Source organism: Streptomyces sp. SID4985 (assembly GCF_009863025.1).
Classification (GTDB): domain Bacteria; phylum Actinomycetota; class Actinomycetes; order Streptomycetales; family Streptomycetaceae; genus Streptomyces.
Window position 1 is genome coordinate 26,350 of the sequence record NZ_WWIR01000279.1, and the last position, 20,100, is coordinate 46,449.

Sequence of the window (20,100 nt, forward strand, 5' to 3'; positions counted from 1 at the left end):
GGAGGCCGTCTCGTTCACGCGCGGGGTCATGCCCTCTCCAAGGTCACCTGATGGGGTCGGAAAGATGGGCGCGGTCCGCCGTGGGGGAGTACGCGGACCGCGCCCGGTCAGGATTAGTACGGACGCTGCATACGGCGGCGCCACCAGCCGAAGGCGACACCGATCAGCAGGACTCCGGCCGCGCCCGCGGCCGCCGAACCGGCGATCAGGACGGTGTTGTTCGAGCCACCAGCGGCGGAGGCGGGCTGGAGGGCGTCACCGAGGGCGCTGCGGACGTCGGCACCGGCGGTCGTGCCCTTGGCGAGGCTGCCACGCGAACCGGCCGTGGGCTGGGCGACGTACGGGAAGTACTTCTCGAACTTCTGGTCGTTCGCGTCGACCGCGTCACCCAAGTCGTTCTTGGAGCCGACCAGTTCACCCTCGACGACCTGGAGGGCCTCGTCCACGACGTCGTCGGTGAGCCGACGCCCGTTCGGGAAGCCCGCGTTGTCGCCGTCGAGCACGCCGAGCCGCTTGGGGTGCATGGCGGGCTTGATGGAGGTGTTCAGCCGCAGCTGCTCCGAAGGCTTCACGTTCGGCGGCTGGTTGAGCCCCTTGACGCCCTTGAGGAACACGTCGACCAGGTCGTTGCGCGGCTCGGCAGGCGCCTTGATCTTGTAGATGCCCTCGATCAGCTTGGGCAGTTCGGGGTTGGTGACGTTCTTCAGGAACTGCGCGTCGTGGGAGGGCTGGGACGCGTTGAAGCGGTCCTTGTCCTTCTGCGGGTTGACGACCTCGTTGACGAGCGGGTTGCCGAGACGCGAGACCTGCGAGAAGTAGCCCTGGGCGTTGCGCCGTTGGGTCGTGGACCAGATACCGACGACCGGCTGCTCGGCGGACTGGCGGATCAGGCTGTTGGGGACCTGGAGGGCGATCGTGTTGACGTTGTAGCCCTTGAGGGTGTCGCGCCCGACCTCGCTCAGGTTGCCGCCGTAGAGGAGGTCGAAGACGCGCAGGTCCAGGAAGAACGGGTCGTCCGCCTGGCCCGCGAACGTCGCCGCTCCGGACGCCGACTTCTTGATCGCCTGGTCACGCAGCTTCGCGTACTCCGGCATGGACGCCTTGCCCACGTTCGACGGCGCGACCGGAGCGTTCCGGACCATCTTGTACTTCGACATCACGTGATGGTTCTTCGACCGGATCACTTCGATGTCGTACGTCTGCGTCACGTTCAGGTCGGGATCGTCCAGGCTGGTGACCGGACCGGTGTTGTAGAGGAACGTGTTCCCGTTCTTCGTATGGGTCTTGAACGTGTAGCGGAAGGTCAGGTCGTCCTGCGCGTCCCCGTCGCTGTCGACGTGGATGTCGTACTGCGCGTCGTCCGCGAACGTGTAGAAGTTCGGGCCGCCCGCGGGGTCCTCGAACGGGATCCAGTTCGCCACGATCGTCGTCGTGTCCGGCTTGTCCGGGCTGACGAACGCGTACAGGTCGGTGTTGTCGTACTGCGGGGTGCCCGAGATCAGCGGGGCCTCGCGGTGCGAGGAGGCGGAGGCCGCCCCGGGTGCCAGTGCGGCGGTACCGGCGGCCGCGAGCCCGCCGGCGGCCAACGCGCCGCAGATGAGCGGTATCAGGCCCTTGCGCCCCGTGCCGCTCCTGGAAGAAAGAGGTGTCATGCCGTCCGTCCTCAGTGCCAACTTGCCTTGACGGACGGGTATACGGAGCGGAGAGGGCTTTCGGATTGGCCGTCGGGGAATTTTCTTTTCCTCGTTCCCGACCCGCGTTTTCGCGCCTCCGGTCCGTATCCTCCGCCGGAGGTGTGCGTTCGTGCGGATGCGTGGGGTCACGGGCAGTTCCGGCTGCGGCCGGGGGAGCCAGGTGAGGGGGGCCCGGATGGAGGCGGACCAGCTACTGGTGCGCGTGGCCGGTGGTGACCAGAAGGCCTTCGAGGAGCTGTACGCGCTGGTGTCCGGGCCGGTGTTCGGACTGGTCCGGCGCATCGTGCGCGACCCCGCGCAGTCCGAGGAGGTCGTCCAGGACGTGCTGCTCGAACTCTGGCGCTCCGCGACCAGGTTCGACCCCGCCCGGGGCAGCGCGCTCTCCTGGATCCTCACCCTCGCCCACCGCCGCGCTGTGGACCGGGTACGCAGCGTCCGCGCGGCCGGGGAACGCGAGCAGCGCGAGGCCCTGCGCGCCGGTGAACCCGCCTTCGACCACGTCTCCGAAGAGGTCGAGGCCGGACTGGAGCGTGAGTGGGTGCGCCACTGTCTGGACCGGCTCACCGCGCTCCAGCGCCAGTCCGTCACCCTCGCCTACTACGACGGCTACACCTACCGTGAGGTCGCCGAACGGCTCTCACTGCCGCTCGGCACCGTCAAGACCCGGATGCGGGACGGCCTCATCCGACTGCGCAACTGCCTGGGAGGTGCCGCGTGAGCCTCCTCGGACGGCTGCTGCGCCGCGACGACCCGCACTCCCTCGCGGCGCCCTACGCCCTCGACGCCCTCGAACCCGGCGAACGACGCCGCTTCGAGCGGCACCTCGCCACCTGCGACCGGTGCGCCGTCGAGACCCGCGCCCTCGCCGACGACGTGGTCCGGCTCGCCTGGTCCACCACCACCGTCGCGCCGCCCGACGCCCTGCGCGAGCGGGTGTTCGCCGCCGTCCGCGCCACCCCGCAGGAACCGCCCGCCGCGCCGGTCCGCAAGCGCGTGGCCCAGCTGCCCCCACATGTGTGGGGAGCACAGCCGCCACCGGCCCGCCGTACGCGCCCGCTGCTGGTGCCGTTCGCCACGGCGACCGCCGCGGCCGCGCTCGTCGTCGCCTCCCTCTTCGCGGTCCAGGCGAACCGCACCCAGGACCGGCTGGCCGCCGAGCAGGCGCGCTCGCGTGAGATCGCCCACGTCCTGGCCGCGCCGGACGCCCGAGCCACCGGCGGGACGGACGCACGCGGTCGGAGCATGGCCGTGATCGCCTCCGCCTCGGAAGGGCGGGCCGTCGTCACGCTCAGCGGTTACGGCACCCCGAGCGGAGGGCGCGTCCACCAGCTGTGGCTCGTGCGCCCCCACGCGCAACCGCGCTCCCTCGGGCTCCTCACCGGCGACACGCCCTTGGTCGCCAAGGGACTCGACAAGTCCTCGGCGTCACTCGCCGTGACGGTCGAACCCGACGGCGGTTCAGTGCGCCCCACTGGCCAGCCCATTGTCCAACTCACCCTGAAATCGGTCGGATTCGGAGAGTAGTCAAAGCGGGATGATCAACCACCTTGTGGGGAAGGTGAATCCCGTGGCCGAGATACACGTGTGCCCAACCGGGACGATAGGGTTACCCTGCCCGGGCCGGGCGGATTCGTACGGGTGGGGAGTGACATGGAACAGATAACGATGCGCAGCAGGGCCAGGGTTCCTGCGATCACCTGCGGCAGCAGCGCGAGCAGTTCGCGCCTGGACCGCCATCTCTCGGTGCTGGCGGGCCCTGCCATCCCGCAGCAGAAGACGGTCGAAGCGACCTCGCTGATGCGCGAGCTGACCGCACGCGACACGACGCACCGTCGCAGCGACCGGGGTGCCCGGGTCCGCCGGGTCTCCCTCTTCGCCCCCCTGCGCCGCCTGCGGCGCTCCCTCTTCGGCAGCCACTGACCGGAGACCGGACCGCACCGGGGCTCTCTTCGAGCCCACCCCGCGAGTCCGGCTCCGGCCCGGTTTGTACGACCCACGCTCAGGCTGCCACGCCGTCCCGGCACAGCGCCGCGACCCGCCGTCCGTCATTCCCACGGCGCGCTTCGCGGCGAACCGGCGTGTGCCGCCTTGGGCGTTCCCCGCCTGTGCGCCACCGACCCGCAGATGTGCGGGCGCTGCCGTCAGAGCAGCGCGAACTGCCCCTCCGGGCCTTCCTCCTGGTGATCCAGGACCGACGCGGGACGACGGGTGGAAGACGGAGGCGGAAGCACTCCCGCCCGGTACAGCTCCGTCGCGGTGAGCGGCGACGTCACCTTCAACTCCGCCCTCCCCGGGGCGATTTCCGCCAGCAGCGCCAGGACCGTGATCAGCTCCAGCAGCTCCGAGGTCCACGGCTGGGGCCAAGACGCCGGGCCGATCGCCGCGAGGGTGCCCGGTGCGGGCGCGGTCGTGCGAGCGGTGAACCAGGCTTCCAGGGTGCGGACTTCGGACACCTCGTGCTCCCACGCCGAGCGCGGCACGGGAGAGATACGGCCCTCGTCCAGGCACAGGGTCTCGGTGTCGGCGTCGTAGCCCAAGGTGCTCGGCTGTGCGGGCAACGGGGCGCGGACGTAGGGGCGTCGGCCTCCGGGCAGCTTGGGACGGTCGCCGTCGCGACGCATCAGCCAGAGCAGCCGGTGCCCCAACTCAACTCCCCGCGCCCATACTTCGGCGTCACCGGTGAGCTGGACCGTACGGTCGGACCGGATCACGGCCAGGGTCCAGGCGAGGAAGTCCTCCGGTGTGGGCCGGACCCCGAGTGTCCGCGCCAGCTGGTCCAACAGCCCCGGCGCCAGGTTGGGTTCCGTGCCGCCGGGGCGGCGGTACAGCGGACGGATACGCCCAGAAGGGAGTGTGGGCAGGAGGGAGGTCGCGAGGAGCGCGTCGCCGCCCGTCTCCACCACGAACACCTGGTGCGCGTCCGCCACCCGCCACAGCTCCGGACGCGCCGCGTCGAGCAGCCGGTGGTCCGGGATCAGCCACCGCTCGTCGAACGGCGCCGCCAGCACCCGTACCGGCTCCGCGCACGGCCCCGAGGCCCGTGCCAGCCGCTCGGTACCGCCCGGATGCCCCGGCAACTGCGACACCGCCGACCGCAGCGACCGCGCCCGCGTCACCTCGAACAGCCCCTCGCGCTCCGCCCCTTCGGCCGCGAGCAGCGCCGCCCAGCGGGCCTTCAGCGACCCCGCGTCGGGCGCCGTCGGCCACACCCGGCCCGGCCGCAGCGGTGCGACGGACCACGGCATGAGGTCCGCCAGCGGCGGAGCGTCGTCGTCGTACGTCACGCCCGGCATCGTACGACCTGTCCGGCGCCGGGACACGAGGATGAGCCGCACCCGCGCCCGCGCCCACATCCGCATCCGCACCCGCGCCTGTGCTCGCGCCCGCACCCGGGCCCGAAGCCGCGCCCGCTCACACCGAGCCCGCCCCCGCCCCCGGCTCCGCCCTCACGTCGCGTCCAGCGTCACCGTGAACGAGAACCGATCCCCCCGGTACTGAATCACCGCCACGTCCAGCACCCGCCCGTCCGAGCCGTACGTGATCCCCGTGTAGTGCAGGATCGGGCTCAGCAGCGGCACTTGGAGCAGTCGTGCCGTCTCCGGGTCGGCAAGCCGGGCCTCCACTGTGTCCGTGATGCGTCCGATGTCCGCGCCCGCGATGTCCCGCAGCACCTTCGTCATCGGCCGGCGGGTGAGGTCGGCGGGGTCGATGCGGGCGGCGAGTTCGGGGCGGATGTGGTTGACGGCGTGGTTGGTGGGTTCGCCGGTGCTCTCGTCGCCGCGCAGACGGTGGTAGACGGCGACCTCGGTGAGGTCGGGGAAGTACTCGGTGAGGGCCGTCGGGACGGGGACGTGGCCGTGGTCGAGGAGTTCGCTGGTCATGCCGGACTGCTGGGCGACGATCGCGTCGACCGAGCCCAGGAGCCGTACCGGGGCCCCGCGCCGGGCGTCGGGTTCGATGAAGGTGCCTCGGCGGCGGTGGCGGCTGATCAGGCCCTCGTCCTCCAGTTCCTTGAGGGCCTGGCGCATGGTCAGCACGCTCACGCCGTAGTGCCGCGCCAGGTCCTCCTCGGTGGGCAGGCGCAGCGGGTCCTGGGGCGAGCGGCCGAGGATGGAGGCGCGCAGGGACTGCGACACCTGGTACCAGAGCGGCAGCTTGCGGTTCAGGACGATCGAATCCGGAGCGAAAGAGGTCACGCGGCTATCCGTACCTGTCGGAGAGGATCAGCGCAATGGAGCGGTCAGGGCGAGGTCGGGGCGAGGTCAGGGCGCCCTGAAGTGCCGCTCCAGGCCCTGCCACACCTCGTCGTAGCGCGGCTGGAGATGGTCGGCACCGGCCGCGTGCGGGGTGAGCGTGACCGGCCAGCGGGTCTCGAACATGAAGGCCAGACCGTCGTCGATCCGCTGCGGCCGCAGCTCCGCCGCGCTCGCCTTCTCGAAGGTCTCCCGGTCCGGGCCGTGCGCCGACATCATGTTGTGCAGCGAGCCACCGCCCGGCACGAACCCCTCCGCCTTCGCGTCGTACGCGCCCTGGACCAGGCCCATGTACTCGCTCATCACGTTCCGGTGGAAGTACGGCGGGCGGAAGGTGTCCTCGCCCACCAGCCAGCGCGGCGCGAACACCACGAAGTCCACCCCGGCGAGCCCCGGAGTGTCCGAGGGCGAGGTGAGGACCGTGAAGATCGACGGGTCCGGGTGGTCGTAGGAGATGGTGCCGATCACATTGAAATGGCGCAGGTCATAGATGTACGGCACATAGTTGCCGTGCCAGGCGACCACGTCGAGCGGGGAGTGGTCGTACGTGGCCGTCCAGAGGTTGCCGCAGAACTTGTTCACCACCTCCACCGGGCCCGTCTCGTCCTCGTACGCCGCGACGGGCGCCCGGAAGTCGCGCGGGTTGGCCAGGCCGTTGGCGCCGATGGGGCCGAGGTCGGGCAGCCGGAGTGGCGCACCATAGTTCTCGCACACATAGCCCCGAGCCGAGGCATCCAGCAGCTCCACACGGAAGCGCACCCCACGCGGGATCAGCGCCACCTGTGCGGGCTCCACATGGAGCCGCCCGAACTCGGTGTGCAGCAGCAGCCCGCCCCGCTCCGGCACGATCAGCAGCTCCCCGTCCGCGTCCGAGAAGACGCGCTCCATCGAGGAGTCGGCGTGATAGAGGTGCACGGCCATGCCGGTGCGCTGGGTCGCGTCGCCGTTGCCGCCCAGCGTCCACAGGCTCGCGAGGAAGTCGGTCCCGGCGGGCGGCTCGGGCAGCGGGTTCCAGCGCAGCCGGTTCGGGTCGGGCACCGTCTCGGTGAAGGGAGCGGTGCGGATCGCGCCGTTGCCGGTGCGGGTGAACTCCGGGTGCGCGGCCGAGGGGCGGATGCGGTACAGCCAGGAGCGGCGGTTGTGCGCCCGGGGCTCGGTGAACGCCGTACCGCTCAGCTGCTCGGCGTACAGCCCGTACGGCGCGCGCTGCGGCGCGTTGCGGCCCTCGGGCAGGGCGCCCGGCACCGCCTCCGAGGCGTGTTCGTTGCCGAACCCGGTGAGATACGACAGTGCCTCGGCGGTCTTCCGCGCGTCCGCGCCCATGATCGCTCCCTCGTGCCCGGGACGCGCTCCGGCGGCCGCCCCATTCCTCTGTAGAACCGTAGGAATGAGCGGGCCCCGGCGCAAGGGGGCGCGCTTCACCGGAACCCTGTGGCGGGGCATCATGTGGCCGTGCCCCATGTGACATCGCTCCGCCGCGCGCCCGTCCAGCGGCGCAGTGCCGAACGGCTGACCCGAATCCTCGACGCGTGCGCCGTGCTCCTCGACGAGGTCGGCTACGACGCGCTGAGCACCCGTGCCGTGGCCGAACGCGCCGGTGTCCCCATCGGCTCCGTCTACCGCTTCTTCGGCAACAAGCGCCAGATGGCCGGCGCCCTCGCCCTGCGCAACCTCAACCGCTACACCGAGCGCGTCACCGAACGGCTGGAGGAGGCCCGCGAGGGCGACTGGCGGGCGGCGATGGACGTCGTCCTGGACGAGTACCTGAGCATGAAGCGCACCGCGCCCGGCTTTTGTCTCGTCGACTTCGGCAACCAGATACCGGTCGGCAGCCGCCAGTCCGCGCCCAACACCCGCGTGGCGGACCGCTTCACCGACCTGCTCTCCGGCCATCTGGGCCGCACCCCGGACGACGAGCTGCGCCGGGTTCTCCTGGTGGCCGTGGAGGGCGCCGACACGCTCGTCCAGCTCGCCTTCCGGATGGACCCGCGCGGCGACGCCGCGATCATCGCCGAGACGCGGGAACTGCTGCGGGCCTATCTGAGTCGCGTACTGGACTGAACCGGCCGGGCTCGCTCAGGGGTCTCCCCACCATGCCAACCGGTCGGTATGCTCGCCCCAGCCCGTCGGCCAGGTCCAGGTTCAGGCCCGAGTCCAGGCCCCGGGAGGCAGCGCCGCCGACCCTCCGGGAGGACCCGTGTCCCGCACCGCCCTGCGTATCTGCCCTCTGTGCGAGGCCACTTGCGGACTGACCCTCACCATCGAGGGCACCCGCGTCACCAGCGCCCGGGGCGACCGGGAGGACGTCTTCAGCAAGGGGTTCATCTGCCCCAAGGGTGCCGCCTTCGGTGCCCTGGACGCCGACCCCGACCGGCTGCGCACCCCGCTGGTCCGGGTCGACGGCGAGCTGCGCGAGGCGACCTGGGAGGAAGCCTTCGACGCCGTCGCCGCCGGACTCCGCCCGGTCGCGGAGCGGTACGGGTCCGACGCGGTCGGCGTCGTCCTCGGCAACCCCAACGTCCACACCGTGGCGGGCGGCCTCTACCCGTCCCTCCTGATCGGCGCGCTGCACACCCGCTCGGTGTTCACGGCCTCCACGGTCGACCAGATGCCCAAGCACGTCTCCAGCGGCCTGCTCTTCGGCGACCCGAACGCCATCCCCGTGCCCGACCTCGACCACACCGACCATCTGCTGCTGATCGGCGCCAACCCCCTGGAGTCCAACGGGAGTCTGTGCACCGCCCCCGACTTCCCCGGAAAACTCAAGGCGCTTCGGGCCCGCGGCGGACACCTCACCGTGATCGACCCGCGCCGCACCCGCACCGCACGCCTCGCCGACCGGCACATCGCCATACGCCCCGGCACCGACGCCCTCCTGCTCGCCGCGCTCGCCACCACCCTGTTCGAGGAGAAGCTGACCGACCTCGGCGACCTCGCCGCACATGTTCAGGGACTCCCCGAACTCCGGGCGGCCCTAGAAGACTTCACCCCCGAGGCGGTCGCCGACGCCTGCGACGTCGACGCCGCCCTCATCCGCACCCTCGCCCGCGAACTCGCCGCCGCCCCGACCGCCGCCGTCTACGCCCGCATCGGCAGCTGCACCGTCCCGCACGGCACCCTGGCCAGCTGGCTCGTGGACGTCCTCAACACCCTCACCGGCAACCTCGACCGTCCCGGCGGTGCCCTCTTCCCGCAGGCCGCCACCGACCGCACACCTCGCCCGGCCGGACCCGGACGCGGCTTCACGCTCGGCCGCTGGCACTCCCGTGTGCGGGAACTCCCGGAAGCGAAGGGGGAGTTGCCGCTGTCCGCGCTCGCCGAGGAGATCGACACCGAGACCGGGCAGGGCGAGCCGCTGCGCGCCCTCGTCGTGATCGCGGCCAACCCGGTGCTGTCCGCCCCCGACGGCGACCGGCTCGACAAGGCCCTGGAATCACTGGACTTCATGGTCGCCGTCGATCCCTACCTCAACGAGACCTCCCGCCACGCCGACGTCGTCCTGCCCCCGCCCCCGCCCGCGCAGAGCCCGCACCACGACTTCGCCTTCAACACCCTCGCCGTCCGCAACCAGGTCCGCTACAGCCGCCCCGCCGTCCCGCTGGAGCCGGGCCGGATGGCCGAGACCGAGATCCACGCCCGGCTCGTCCTCGCCGCGACCGGGATGCCGAAGGCCGACCCCGGCTCGGTGGACGCCATGGTCGTCGAGCAGACCCTCGCCAAAGCCGTGAAGGAACCCCACTCCCCGGTCCACGGCCAGGACCCGCGGGAACTCGCCGCCCGCCTCACCGGCGACGACGGCCCCGAGCGGCGTCTCGACCTGATGCTGCGCCTCGGCCCCTACGGCGACGGCTTCGGCGCCGACCCGGACGGCCTCACCCTCGCCCGGCTCCTCGCCCACCCGCACGGCATCGACCTCGGCCCGCTCCGCCCCCGGCTGCCCCAGCCGCTCAAGACGGTCAGCGGCAAGGTGGAGCTGCTGCCCGCTCCCCTCGCCGCCGACCTGCCCCGGCTGCGGCAGGCCCTGCGCGAGCGGCCCGCCGGACCGGTCCTCGTCGGCCGCCGCCATCTGCGCTCCAACAACAGCTGGCTGCACAACCTCCCCGCCCTCACCGGCGGCACCAACCGCTGCACCCTGCACCTCCACCCCGAGGACGCGGCCCGGCTCGGCGTGCGCGACGGGGAACCCGTACGAGTGAAAGGCGCCGGGGGAGAGGTGACGGCGCCCGCCGAGATCACCGACGGCATCCGGCCCGGCGTGGTGAGCCTCCCGCACGGCTGGGGCCACGACCGCCCCGGCACCCGCCAGGGCCACGCCGCCGCCCAACCCGGCGTCAACGTCAACCAGTTGCTCGACGGCACCCTGCTCGACCCGCTCTCCGGCAACGCCGTGCTGAACGGCATACCGGTCGAGCTGACCCGCGTGGCCGTCCCGGAACCCCGGTGACCGCCCCGGAACCCCTGGCGGCCGAAAACTAACGCCGCTAGTTTGTTTCCCGGCCCGCCCCGCACCACCCTGGAGCACACGCCGCACGCCGGACCCGCCGGGAGGAACACCATGAAGGCACACGACGATCTCTACATCGACGGCGCCTGGCGCCCCGCCACCGGCCGGGATGTGATCGAGGTGGTCAACCCGGCCGACGAGCAGGTCATCGGCCGGGTTCCGGCGGGCGACGCCCAGGACGTGGACGCCGCCGTACGCGCCGCCCGCGCCGCGCTCCCCGGCTGGGCGGCCACGCCCCCGGCCGAGCGCGCGGCCCGGCTCGCCGCCCTGCGGGACGCCCTGGCCGCCCGTGCGGACGAGTTCACCGAGACGATCACCGCCGAGCTGGGCTCCCCGCCGGAGTTCGCGCGCGCCGTGCAGGCCGGTCTGCCCGTCGCGGTCGCCGGGTCCTACGCCGAACTGGCCGCCACCCACGCCTTCGAGGAGAAGGTCGGCAACTCCACCGTCCTGCACGAACCCGTGGGCGTCGTCGCCGCGATCACCCCCTGGAACTACCCCCTCCACCAGATCGTCGCCAAGGTCGCCCCGGCACTCGCCGCGGGCTGCGCGGTCGTCCTCAAGCCCGCCGAGAACACCCCGCTGACCGCCCAGCTCTTCGCGGAGGCCGTCCACGAAGCGGGCGTACCCGCCGGGGTGTTCAACCTCGTCACCGGACTCGGCCCGGTCGCCGGACAGGCCCTCGCCGAGCACCCCGGAGTCGACCTCGTGTCCTTCACCGGCTCCACGGCGGTCGGCCGCCGGATCGGCGCGGCGGCCGGAGCGGGCGTCAAGCGCGTCGCCCTGGAACTCGGCGGCAAATCGGCCAACGTCATCCTGCCGAGCGCCGACCTCGCCAAGGCGGTCAACGTCGGTGTCGCCAACGTGATGGCCAACTCCGGCCAGACGTGCAGCGCGTGGACCCGGATGCTGGTCCACCGCGACCAGTACGACGAGGCCGTCACGCTCGCCGCGGCGGCCGCCGCCAAGTACGGCGACCGCATCGGCCCGGTCGTCAGCGAACGCCAGCGCGACCGGGTGCGCGGCTACATCGAGAAGGGTGTCGCCGAGGGTGCCCGGCTGGTCGCGGGCGGCCCCGAATCCCCGTGCGAACAGGGGTACTTCGTCAGTCCGACCGTGTTCGCGGACGTCACCCCGGACATGACCGTCGCCCAGGAGGAGATCTTCGGCCCGGTCCTGTGTGTCCTGCCCTACGACGACGAGGACGACGCCCTGCGCATCGCGGACGGCACCGTCTACGGCCTCGCCGGAGCCGTCTGGGCCGGAGACGAGGAGGAGGCCGCCGCCTTCGCCCGCCGGATGCGCACCGGCCAGGTCGACATCAACGGCGGCCGCTTCAACCCCCTTGCCCCCTTCGGTGGTTACAAGCAGTCCGGGGTCGGCAGGGAACTCGGCGCGTACGGACTGGCCGAGTACCTCCAGACCAAGTCCCTCCAGTTCTGAGGAAGTCGGTGACCATGGCCGTACGAGCCGCCGTCCTGCCCGCCGTCGGTGAACCCCTGGAGATCACCGGCATCGAGCTGCCCGCACCCGGCCCCGGCCAGGTCCGGGTACGCCTCGCCGCCGCCGGGGTCTGCCACTCCGACCTCTCCCTGGCCAACGGCACCCTGCGCGTCCCCGTCCCGGCCGTCCTCGGCCACGAGGGCGCCGGGACCGTCGTCGCCGTGGGGGAGGGGGTGACCGATCTGGCGCCCGGCGCGCGGGTGGTCCTCAACTGGGCGCCCGCCTGCGGTGATTGCCCCGCCTGCGCGCGCGGCGAGGTCTGGCTCTGCGGCAACGCGCTCAACGGCGCCGCCGCCGTCCACGCCCGCACCGCCGACGGAACCGAACTCCATCCCGGCCTGAACGTGGGCGCGTTCGCCGAGGAGACGGTCGTCCCCGTCTCCTGCGCGCTGCCCCTGCCCGACGGCATCCCGCTCACCGACGCGGCCCTCCTCGGCTGCGCCGTCCTCACCGGCTACGGCGCGGTCCACCACTCCGCCCGCGTACAACCCGGTGAGACCGTCGCGGTGTTCGGGGTCGGCGGCGTCGGCCTCGCCGCACTCCAGGCCGCGCGCATCGCGGGCGCGGAACGGATCGTCGCCGTCGATGTCTCCGCCGACAAGGAGGAGTTGGCGCGCGGCGCGGGCGCCACCGACTTCCTCCTCGCCTCGCCGCAGACGCCCCGCGAGATCCGCGCCCTCACCGGAGGCGAGGGCGTCGACGCGGCCGTGGAGTGCGCGGGCGTGGCCACCGCCATCCGCGCCGCCTGGGAATCCACCCGGCGCGGCGGCCGCACCACGGTCGTCGGCATCGGCGGCAAGGACCAGCAGGTCACCTTCAACGCCCTCGAACTCTTCCACTGGGGAAGGACGTTGTCCGGCTGCGTCTACGGCGACTCGGACCCGGCCCGCGACCTCCCGGTCCTCGCCGAGCACGTCCGCGAAGGCAGGCTGGACCTCAAGGCGCTGGTGACGGAACGGATCACCCTGGACGGCATCCCCTCGGCCTTCGAGAACATGCTCGCGGGCAAGGGCGGCCGCTCCCTGGTGCTCTTCGAGGACGCCGACTGACCTCTGCGGATCAGACCTCCTCGGGCCGCCGCTCGACCACCGGACCAGCTACCGGACCGGCCACCGGCTCCGTCACCGGACCGGCCACCGGTTCTGCCACCGGACCGGCCACCGGTGCCGCCACCGGCTCTCCTTCCGGTCCGGCGGCGGCCCCGACCCGCACCACCCGCGCCCGCGCCCTGGACCGCGACACCGCCACACCCGCCAGGCACAGCACCCCGCCCACCAGCGTGAACGGCCCCGGCACCTCGTCCAGCACCAGCCAGGACAGCAGCACGACCAGCGCCGGGACGGCGTACGTCGTAGCGCCCATCCGCGAGGCGGTCGTACGAGCCAGCGCGTAGGCCCAGGTGGTGAAGGCGAGGGCGGTCGGGAAGACGCCGAGGTACACCATGTCGAGGGTCGCGGTGAGCGGCGCGCGGGACGCCTCCGTCACCAGTTGCCCCGCGAACGGCAGGCAGCACACGGCCCCGACCAGGCAGCCGAACGTCGTCACCTGCAAGGCGCTGGCCGACCCGAGCGCGGGCTTCTGCGAGATCACCCCGCCCGCGTAGGCGACCGCCGCGAGCAGGCACAGCACCACGCCGAGCACCGAGGAACCGCCGCACCCGGACGACATCGAGAGGCCCACGACCACCGCGCCCGCGAACGACACCGCCATCCCCGCGAGCAGCCGGGGCGGCATCGGATCACCGAGCAGCCGGGCGCCGAGCAGGGCGATCAGCAGCGGGCCCACGTTCACCACGAGCGCGGCCGTCCCCGCGTCCACCTGCCGCTCGCCCCAGTTCAGGACCACCATGTAGAACCCGAACCACAGCACCCCGGAGATCAGGATGCCCCGCCAGGCGGCGCGTGGCGGCCACCCCTCGCGCCGCAGGAGACACAGCGCGCCCAGCGCGACACTCCCCGCGAGCATCCGCCCGAGCGCCAGCGCCCCCGGCGAGTAGGCGTCCCCCGCGGCCCGGATCGCCACGAAGGCGGAGGCCCACAGCAGAACGGTGACGACGGCGGCCGCGGTGGGCAGCACGGACCGGGACGAGGACACGTTCATCAAGCTCCTGACACATGGGAGGGCTCACTCTTTGGAGCCCACGGCAACCAAGACAGGGGCGCGGGGAACTGCGCGACCAGCCCAAGCGGGCCCGCACCCGACTCACGACATCAACCCACCGAAACCCCGAGCAACTCATAAAGCTTCCGCTCCCCCGACGGAGTCACCCGCACCGCCCGCCCCGACCCGATCCGCTCGCACCACCCCGACTCCAGCGCGTGCCGGCACAACCCCGCCCCCGCCGCCCCCGCGAGATGCGGCCGCCGCTCGGTCCAGTCGAGGCACGCGCGGACCAGTGGCCGTCGCCCGGAGCGGTCCAGCTCGATGCCCACCGCGCCGAACCACTCCAACCCCGCCCGCGTCAGCGCGAACCCGGTGTCCTGGCGCAGCAGCCCCCGCGCGGTCAGCCCGTCGGTGAGCGCGATGCCGAGCCGCCCGGCGAGATGGTCGTAGCAGGTACGCCCCCGCGCCATCGCGGCCCCGGCGCTCGACTCCCGCAGCGTGCGCGGCCGTTGGCGCATCGCGTCCTCGGGGAGCCGCGCGGTCAGGTCCTCGATCAGCTGGGCCACCTCGGGCCCGGCGAGCCGTACGTACCGGTGCCGCCCCTGGCGTTCCTCGGCCAGGAGGCCGCCCGCGACCAGCTTGCCCAGGTGCTCGCTGAGCGTGGACGCGGCGACGCCCGCGTGCCGGGCCAGCTCACCGGCGGTCCACGCCCGCCCGTCCAGCAGGGCGAGCAGACACGCGGCCCGCGTCTCGTCCGCGATCAGTGCGGCGAGCGAGGCGAGTCCGGGGGCCCGGGGGTCCTTGGCGGTCATGCGTTCCAGCATGGGGGACGGACACTTCGGCGCCCACCGAAGGAACCGCCGAAGCCCACTCAGCCGACCCGCCCCACCCCCGCGAACTGCCCCTCCAGCCCGTCGAGCAGCGCCGCGAGCCCCGTCTCGAAAGCCCGCTCGTCGATCTTCTCCTGCTGTTCCGCGAGGAGATGCGCCTGCCCGAGGTGGGGATAGTCGGCCGGGTCGTAGGCGCTCTGGTCGTCCACGAAGCCCCCGGCGAAGGAGCCCAGCGCGGAGCCCATGATGAAGTACCGCATCAGCGCGCCGATGGAGGTGGCCTGGGCCGGGGGCCAGCCCGCGTCCACCATCGCGCCGTAGACCGCGTCGGCCAGCCGCAGCGCGGCCGGGCGGCGGCCGGGGCCGCGGGCGAGGACCGGGACGATGTTGGGGTGGTCGCGCAGGGCGGAGCGGTAGGAGACGGCCCAGTCGCGCAGCGCGGTCCGCCAGGGGCGGCCGTCCTCGAACATCGACAGGTCGACCTGCGCGCTCACCGAGTCCGCGACCGCCTCCAGGATCTCGTCCTTGGTGCGGAAGTGGTTGTAGAGCGAGGGCCCGCTCACGCCGAGTTCGGCGGCGAGCCGCCGGGTGGAGACGGCCGCGAGTCCTTCGGTGTCCACGAGTTCCCGCGCCGCCGCGACGATCCGGTCGGTGCTGAGGAGGGGCTTGCGCGGTCGGGCCATGGCGCACATAGTAGGGCTGCCGCAAGAAACTAGCACTGCTAATTTAACGCGGGCCCGGTGCGGCCCGGGGTGAGGTGATCGCATGGTGAACCTGGAGCTGAGCGAGGAGCAGGCCGCCGTACGCCGCCTGGCCCGGGACTTCGTCGCGCGCGAGGTCACCCCGTATGCGGCCGAGTGGGACCGCGCCGAAGAGGTCGACCGGGGCATCGTGAAGAAGCTCGGCGAGGTCGGCTTCCTCGGGCTGACCATCGATGAGGAGTACGGCGGCTCGGGCGGCGACCACCTCGCGTACTGCCTGGTCACCGAGGAACTGGGACGCGGCGACTCCTCCGTGCGCGGGATCGTCTCCGTCTCGCTCGGCCTGGTCGCCAAGTCGGTCGCCGCCTGGGGCGACGAGGAGCAGAAGCGGCGCTGGCTGCCGGGGCTCACCTCCGGCGCGTACGTCGGCTGCTTCGGCCTCACCGAGCCCGGCACCGGCTCCGACGCGGGTAACCTCACCACCCGGGCCGTACGGGACGGCGGGGACTATGTGATCAACGGCGCCAAGACGTTCATCACCAACGGCACCTGGGCCGACGTCGTCCTGCTCTTCGCCCGCTCCACCGACGCCCCCGGCCACAAGGGCGTCTCCGCCTTCCTGGTCCCCACCGACACCCCCGGCCTCACCCGTCGCGCCATCCACGGCAAGCTCGGGCTGCGCGGCCAGGCCACCGCCGAGCTGGTCTTCGAGGACGTGCGGGTGCCCGCCTCCGCGCTGGTCGGCCCGGAGGGCAAGGGCTTCTCCGTCGCCATGTCCGCGCTCGCCAAGGGCCGGATGTCGGTCGCGGCGGGCTGTGTCGGCATAGCCCAGGCCGCCCTCGACGCGGCCGTGTCGTACGCCGGGGAACGCGAGCAGTTCGGCAAGTCCATCGCCCACCACCAGCTGGTGCAGGAGCTGATCAGCGACATCGCGGTCGACGTGGACGCGGCCCGGCTGCTCACCTGGCGGGTCGCGGACCTGATCGACCGGGGGCAGCCGTTCGCCACCGAGTCCTCCAAGGCCAAGCTGTTCGCCTCCGAGGCCGCCGTGCGCGCCGCCTCCAACGCCCTTCAGGTCTACGGGGGTTACGGCTACATCGACGAGTACCCGGCGGGCAAGCTCCTGCGCGACGCCCGCGTGATGACCCTCTACGAGGGCACCAGCCAGATCCAGAAGCTGCTCATCGGACGGGCGCTCACCGGCGTTTCGGCGTTCTGAGTATCCGTACTGAGTACGTTGGCGGATGTGGCGCGGGCCGCGTCCGCCGACACTCGTGCCATGAGCGAATCACCGGTCAAGCAGCAGAGCACGGCGGCCTTCTACGGGCAGGCCGTCGCCTCGTTCGCCGTCGCCATGACGGCCACGGCCATCGGCATCTACCGTCTGCACGCGGACGCCTGGGTGCGTGGCTTCCTCGCCATCGCGGTCCTGTACCTCGTGACCTCGGCGTTCACCCTCGCCAAGGTGATCCGGGACCGGCAGGAGGCCGGGCAGATCGTCAGCCGGGTCGACCAGGCCCGGGTGGACAAGCTGCTCGCCGCGCACGACCCGTTCGAGAAGCTGTGACCCCCCGGCCACCGGGACGCCTACGCTAAGCGGGCGCTCACCTTCGGCGGTATGGTGGTGCTCCTGTCAGCGAGAGGGGCCAGTGAGCGATGAGTACGGCGGAGGAGACGGCCGGCGCCGAGATGGAGCCGTGGGCCGAGGTCACCCCTGACGCGGCCCGGCGCCTGCTCGTCGCGGCCGTGGAGGCCTTCGCCGAGCGCGGCTACCACGCGACGACGACCCGTGACATCGCGGGCCGCGCGGGCATGAGCCCGGCCGCGCTCTACATCCACTACAAGACCAAGGAAGAGCTGCTCCACCGGATCAGCCGGATCGGTCACGACAAGGCGCTGGACATCATGCGCACGGCCGCCCGGCGCGAGGGGAGCGCCACCGAGCGCCTCGCCGACGCGGTCGGCTCCTTCGTGCGCTGGCACGCCGGGCGGCGCACCACCGCGCGCGTCGTGCAGTACGAACTGGACGCGCTCTCGCCCGACGCGCGCGCCGAGATCCTCGCGTTGCGCCGCCAGGTGGACGCCGAGGTGCGCGGGATCATCGAGGACGGCGTGGCCGCGGGCGAGTTCGACGTGCCCGACGTGCAGGGCACCACCCTCGCGGTGCTCTCGCTCTGCATCGACGTGGCCCGCTGGTTCAACGTGGACGGACCGCGCACCCCGGAGCAGGTCGGCGCGCTCTACGCCGACCTGGTGCTGCGGATGGTGGGAAGCCGTACCGGTCAGAAGTAGTACCGGGACACCGACTCCGCCACGCACACCGGCTTCTCGCCGCCCTCGCGCTCCACGATGAAGGCGACGGACACCTGGACACCGCCGGGCACGTCCTCCACGTTCGTGATCGTCCCAGTGGCGCGCAGCCGGGAGCCGACGGGTACGGGGGCGGGGAAACGGACCTTGTTGGTGCCGTAGTTGACGCCCATCTTCACGCCCTCGACCGCGATGAGCTGCGGCCCGAAGAGGGGGAGCAGCGAGAGGGTGAGGTAGCCGTGCGCGATGGTCGTCCCGAACGGGCCCGCCGCGGCCTTCTCCGGGTCGACGTGGATCCACTGGTGGTCCCCGGTGGCCTCGGCGAACAGATCGATCCGCTTCTGGTCGACCTCCAGCCAGTCGGTGTGGCCCAGCTGCTCGCCCACGGCCGCCTTCAGCTCGTCGGGGGAGGTGAAGGTCCTCGGTTCTGCCATGTTCCCGGCCTCTCGCTCGCGTCTCGCTCATATCTCTAAGCAACTGCTTAGCATGGTCGGGTGTACGGTGCCTGTCAACGGACTCCGCGCGGCGGGTCGGTAGGCTCTGAGGAGTGTCCCGGATTCCCGAGAAGATCCACGAGCTGTCCGTCGGCCAGCTGTCCGCGCGCAGCGGCGCCGCCGTCTCCGCGCTGCACTTCTACGAGGCCAAGGGTCTGATCCACAGCCGGCGCACCCCCGGCAACCAGCGCCGCTACTGTCGCGACACCCTGCGCCGCGTCGCCTTCATCCGCGCCGCCCAGCGCGTCGGCATCCCCCTCGCCACGATCCGCGAGGCCCTCGCCGAACTTCCCGAGGAACGCACCCCCACCCGCGAGGACTGGGCCCGTCTCTCCGAGGCCTGGCGCACCGAACTGGACGACCGCATCGCCCAGCTCAACCGCCTCCGCGACCACCTCACCGACTGCATCGGCTGCGGCTGCCTCTCCCTGAAGAGCTGCGTCCTGTCCAACCCCGACGACGCACGGGGCGAACAGCAGGTGGGCTCCCGGCTGATGGGGGAGCGCCGCTGACGGGAGCGGGGCGCTCGCGTCAGCCCGTATCGGCTCGTATCGGCTCGTATCAGTCGGTGTCCGTGGCGGCGAGGACCGCGATGTCCTGTCCGCCCGGGCGCAGCACGGCCACGGCAAGGTCCCAGACCACCTGGTGGAACCAGTCCGAAGAGGGGTCGGCGATGAACCAGTGCGCCTGCTCCACCAGCAGTGCCGTGTCGTCGACCGGCGCGTCCGGGGCGGTGCCGACCAGGGCGCCGAGTGTGCGCCAGACGGCGAGCCGCCCGTACGCGCCGGACATGCCGTCGCCGTAGGCGGGGGCGCGCACGGCCGCGGTGAGCAGCACCCGCAGCACCCTGTCCGAGGTGGCCGGACGCAGCCGGGCCCGCTGCTCCTCTTCCGGCCACGGGGTGAGCGGCAGCCGCTCGAAGACGGCCGCGAAGTCGTCCGCCGGGACGGGGGACGGGCACCAGAACTCCTGCGTGGCTACCGTGCCGTTGGACTCCTCGCACCAGTGCCGCACCACGGCACCCATGGCCTCGGCCACCTCGGGCACGGTGACCTCCACCGGATCGAACGCGGCGCCGCGCCCGCGCGTCTCCGCCGAGACGTGGAGTTCGGGCCGGTCGCCGTGCGCCTCCACCGTCGCGGGAGGCAGCGTCCACGTCCAGTCGCGCGGGGCGTCCGCCGGTCTGAGCAGGGCACGTTCCGCGGGCAGCAGACGGAGCGGCAGACGGGCGAGCGGATGCCGCCGCGTCACGAGCGCCTCACCGAAGGACCGCAGAGCGGGGTACTCCGGGACCGCGACGCCTTCGAGTACGAGTTCGTGCAGCAGGCACGCCTTGAACTCGTCCGACGCCGCGATGCCCGCCTCCTCGTCGTAGACGACCGCGACGATGTCCTCGGGCCGCTGACTCCCGGCCACCAGCCGGGCCAGACGCCGCTCGGCCGTGGCCCGCGCCGGTCCTCCGTCCGGCAGGCTGTTCGGCAGGCACATCAGAGCGCGCAGGCTCCGCCGTCCCGCTGTCGCGGCGAGGGCCGTCTGCAACCGGTACAGCAGCGAGGCGTGTTCGGACGGGCCCCCGGCTTCGCGGGCGGCCCACAGTTCCAGGAGCTGCTCGGTCATGTCGTCGCGCATGGTGACATCACTCTGCCCGACGCCCGTCAGGTGCGGAACCCGTTTCCGGCCGCACGGCGTGCGGGAGGCGCATCGAACGCCC

20 protein-coding genes are annotated in these 20,100 nt (G+C 72.4%); 11 read left to right on the forward strand and 9 right to left on the reverse strand.

Features of this window, described 5'->3' with window-relative positions:
• Positions 1 to 113: 113 nt before the first annotated feature.
• Entirely contained in the window at positions 114 to 1,652 is a 1,539-nt protein-coding gene (locus GTW40_RS11515; protein WP_161180068.1) for a DUF4331 domain-containing protein, read from the reverse strand.
• 217 nt (positions 1,653 to 1,869) lie between these two features.
• On the opposite strand from GTW40_RS11515, the gene GTW40_RS11520 reads away from it, so the two are divergent.
• The 3 genes from GTW40_RS11520 (at position 1,870) to GTW40_RS11530 (ending at position 3,614) form a co-directional block, all read left to right on the forward strand.
• Positions 1,870 to 2,412, forward strand: coding sequence for a sigma-70 family RNA polymerase sigma factor (locus tag GTW40_RS11520; RefSeq protein ID WP_161180069.1), 543 nt, complete (start codon positions 1,870 to 1,872; stop codon positions 2,410 to 2,412).
• Positions 2,409 to 3,218: an anti-sigma factor gene (locus GTW40_RS11525; protein WP_161180070.1), complete on the forward strand. Its 810-nt coding sequence runs from the start codon at positions 2,409 to 2,411 to the stop codon at positions 3,216 to 3,218. Before GTW40_RS11520 ends, GTW40_RS11525 begins: the two co-directional genes overlap by 4 nt.
• A 126-nt stretch (positions 3,219 to 3,344) precedes the next feature.
• The gene (locus tag GTW40_RS11530) at positions 3,345 to 3,614 is read left to right on the forward strand and encodes a hypothetical protein (RefSeq protein ID WP_161180071.1); all 270 of its coding nucleotides are present in this window, start codon (positions 3,345 to 3,347) and stop codon (positions 3,612 to 3,614) included.
• A gap of 221 nt (positions 3,615 to 3,835) precedes the next feature.
• Here the strand turns inward: GTW40_RS11530 and GTW40_RS11535 are convergent, their stop codons facing one another.
• The 3 genes from GTW40_RS11535 to hmgA form a co-directional block, all read right to left on the reverse strand.
• Complete coding sequence (locus GTW40_RS11535; RefSeq protein ID WP_202485729.1) at positions 3,836 to 4,987, reverse strand: type ISP restriction/modification enzyme; 1,152 nt, start codon at positions 4,985 to 4,987, stop codon at positions 3,836 to 3,838.
• Between the two features lie 153 nt (positions 4,988 to 5,140).
• Positions 5,141 to 5,890 carry a GntR family transcriptional regulator gene (locus GTW40_RS11540; RefSeq protein ID WP_161180073.1) on the reverse strand — a complete coding sequence of 250 codons (750 nt, stop codon included), beginning with the start codon at positions 5,888 to 5,890 and terminating at the stop codon, positions 5,141 to 5,143.
• Between the two features lie 66 nt (positions 5,891 to 5,956).
• Entirely contained in the window at positions 5,957 to 7,270 is a 1,314-nt protein-coding gene (gene hmgA / locus GTW40_RS11545) for a homogentisate 1,2-dioxygenase (RefSeq protein WP_161180074.1), read from the reverse strand.
• Between the two features lie 123 nt (positions 7,271 to 7,393).
• On the opposite strand from hmgA, the gene GTW40_RS11550 reads away from it, so the two are divergent.
• From GTW40_RS11550 to GTW40_RS11565, 4 genes are all read left to right on the forward strand, one after another.
• Entirely contained in the window at positions 7,394 to 8,008 is a 615-nt protein-coding gene (locus GTW40_RS11550) for a TetR/AcrR family transcriptional regulator (protein WP_161180090.1), read from the forward strand.
• 136 nt (positions 8,009 to 8,144) lie between these two features.
• Complete coding sequence (locus GTW40_RS11555) at positions 8,145 to 10,391, forward strand: molybdopterin oxidoreductase family protein (protein ID WP_161180075.1); 2,247 nt, start codon at positions 8,145 to 8,147, stop codon at positions 10,389 to 10,391.
• A 111-nt stretch (positions 10,392 to 10,502) separates the two neighbouring features.
• Positions 10,503 to 11,891: an aldehyde dehydrogenase family protein gene (locus GTW40_RS11560; RefSeq protein ID WP_161180076.1), complete on the forward strand. Its 1,389-nt coding sequence runs from the start codon at positions 10,503 to 10,505 to the stop codon at positions 11,889 to 11,891.
• Positions 11,892 to 11,905: 14 nt separating this feature from the next.
• Positions 11,906 to 13,000, forward strand: coding sequence for a Zn-dependent alcohol dehydrogenase (locus GTW40_RS11565; RefSeq protein WP_161180077.1), 1,095 nt, complete (start codon positions 11,906 to 11,908; stop codon positions 12,998 to 13,000).
• Between the two features lie 10 nt (positions 13,001 to 13,010).
• On the opposite strand, the gene GTW40_RS11570 is transcribed toward GTW40_RS11565, so the two are convergent.
• From GTW40_RS11570 to GTW40_RS11580, 3 genes are all read right to left on the reverse strand, one after another.
• Positions 13,011 to 14,051, reverse strand: coding sequence for a DMT family transporter (locus GTW40_RS11570; protein WP_237525461.1), 1,041 nt, complete (start codon positions 14,049 to 14,051; stop codon positions 13,011 to 13,013).
• Positions 14,052 to 14,161: 110 nt separating this feature from the next.
• Positions 14,162 to 14,866 (reverse strand): winged helix-turn-helix domain-containing protein, encoded by a 705-nt coding sequence (locus GTW40_RS11575; protein WP_161180078.1) that lies wholly within the window; start codon positions 14,864 to 14,866, stop codon positions 14,162 to 14,164.
• Positions 14,867 to 14,925: 59 nt separating this feature from the next.
• Positions 14,926 to 15,567, reverse strand: coding sequence for a TetR/AcrR family transcriptional regulator (locus tag GTW40_RS11580; RefSeq protein WP_161180079.1), 642 nt, complete (start codon positions 15,565 to 15,567; stop codon positions 14,926 to 14,928).
• Positions 15,568 to 15,652: 85 nt separating this feature from the next.
• Between GTW40_RS11580 and GTW40_RS11585 the strand changes: the two genes are divergently transcribed.
• The 3 genes from GTW40_RS11585 to GTW40_RS11595 all read left to right on the forward strand — a co-directional run bounded on the left by GTW40_RS11585 (position 15,653) and on the right by GTW40_RS11595 (position 17,877).
• The gene (locus tag GTW40_RS11585; protein WP_161180091.1) at positions 15,653 to 16,804 is read left to right on the forward strand and encodes an acyl-CoA dehydrogenase family protein; all 1,152 of its coding nucleotides are present in this window, start codon (positions 15,653 to 15,655) and stop codon (positions 16,802 to 16,804) included.
• 60 nt (positions 16,805 to 16,864) lie between these two features.
• On the forward strand, positions 16,865 to 17,152 hold the full coding sequence (locus GTW40_RS11590) for a YiaA/YiaB family inner membrane protein (RefSeq protein ID WP_161180080.1): 288 nt from the start codon (positions 16,865 to 16,867) through the stop codon (positions 17,150 to 17,152).
• An 89-nt stretch (positions 17,153 to 17,241) separates the two neighbouring features.
• Positions 17,242 to 17,877 (forward strand): TetR/AcrR family transcriptional regulator, encoded by a 636-nt coding sequence (locus GTW40_RS11595; protein ID WP_161180081.1) that lies wholly within the window; start codon positions 17,242 to 17,244, stop codon positions 17,875 to 17,877.
• On the opposite strand, the gene GTW40_RS11600 is transcribed toward GTW40_RS11595, so the two are convergent.
• The gene (locus GTW40_RS11600) at positions 17,868 to 18,329 is read right to left on the reverse strand and encodes a MaoC family dehydratase (RefSeq protein WP_161180082.1); all 462 of its coding nucleotides are present in this window, start codon (positions 18,327 to 18,329) and stop codon (positions 17,868 to 17,870) included. The two genes, GTW40_RS11595 and GTW40_RS11600, sit on opposite strands and share 10 nt — an antisense overlap.
• Before the next feature lie 113 nt (positions 18,330 to 18,442).
• Between GTW40_RS11600 and soxR the strand changes: the two genes are divergently transcribed.
• Complete coding sequence (soxR, locus tag GTW40_RS11605; protein WP_161180083.1) at positions 18,443 to 18,901, forward strand: redox-sensitive transcriptional activator SoxR; 459 nt, start codon at positions 18,443 to 18,445, stop codon at positions 18,899 to 18,901.
• 49 nt (positions 18,902 to 18,950) lie between these two features.
• Here the strand turns inward: soxR and GTW40_RS11610 are convergent, their stop codons facing one another.
• On the reverse strand, positions 18,951 to 20,006 hold the full coding sequence (locus GTW40_RS11610) for a DUF6183 family protein (RefSeq protein ID WP_161180084.1): 1,056 nt from the start codon (positions 20,004 to 20,006) through the stop codon (positions 18,951 to 18,953).
• Positions 20,007 to 20,100 lie beyond the last annotated feature (94 nt).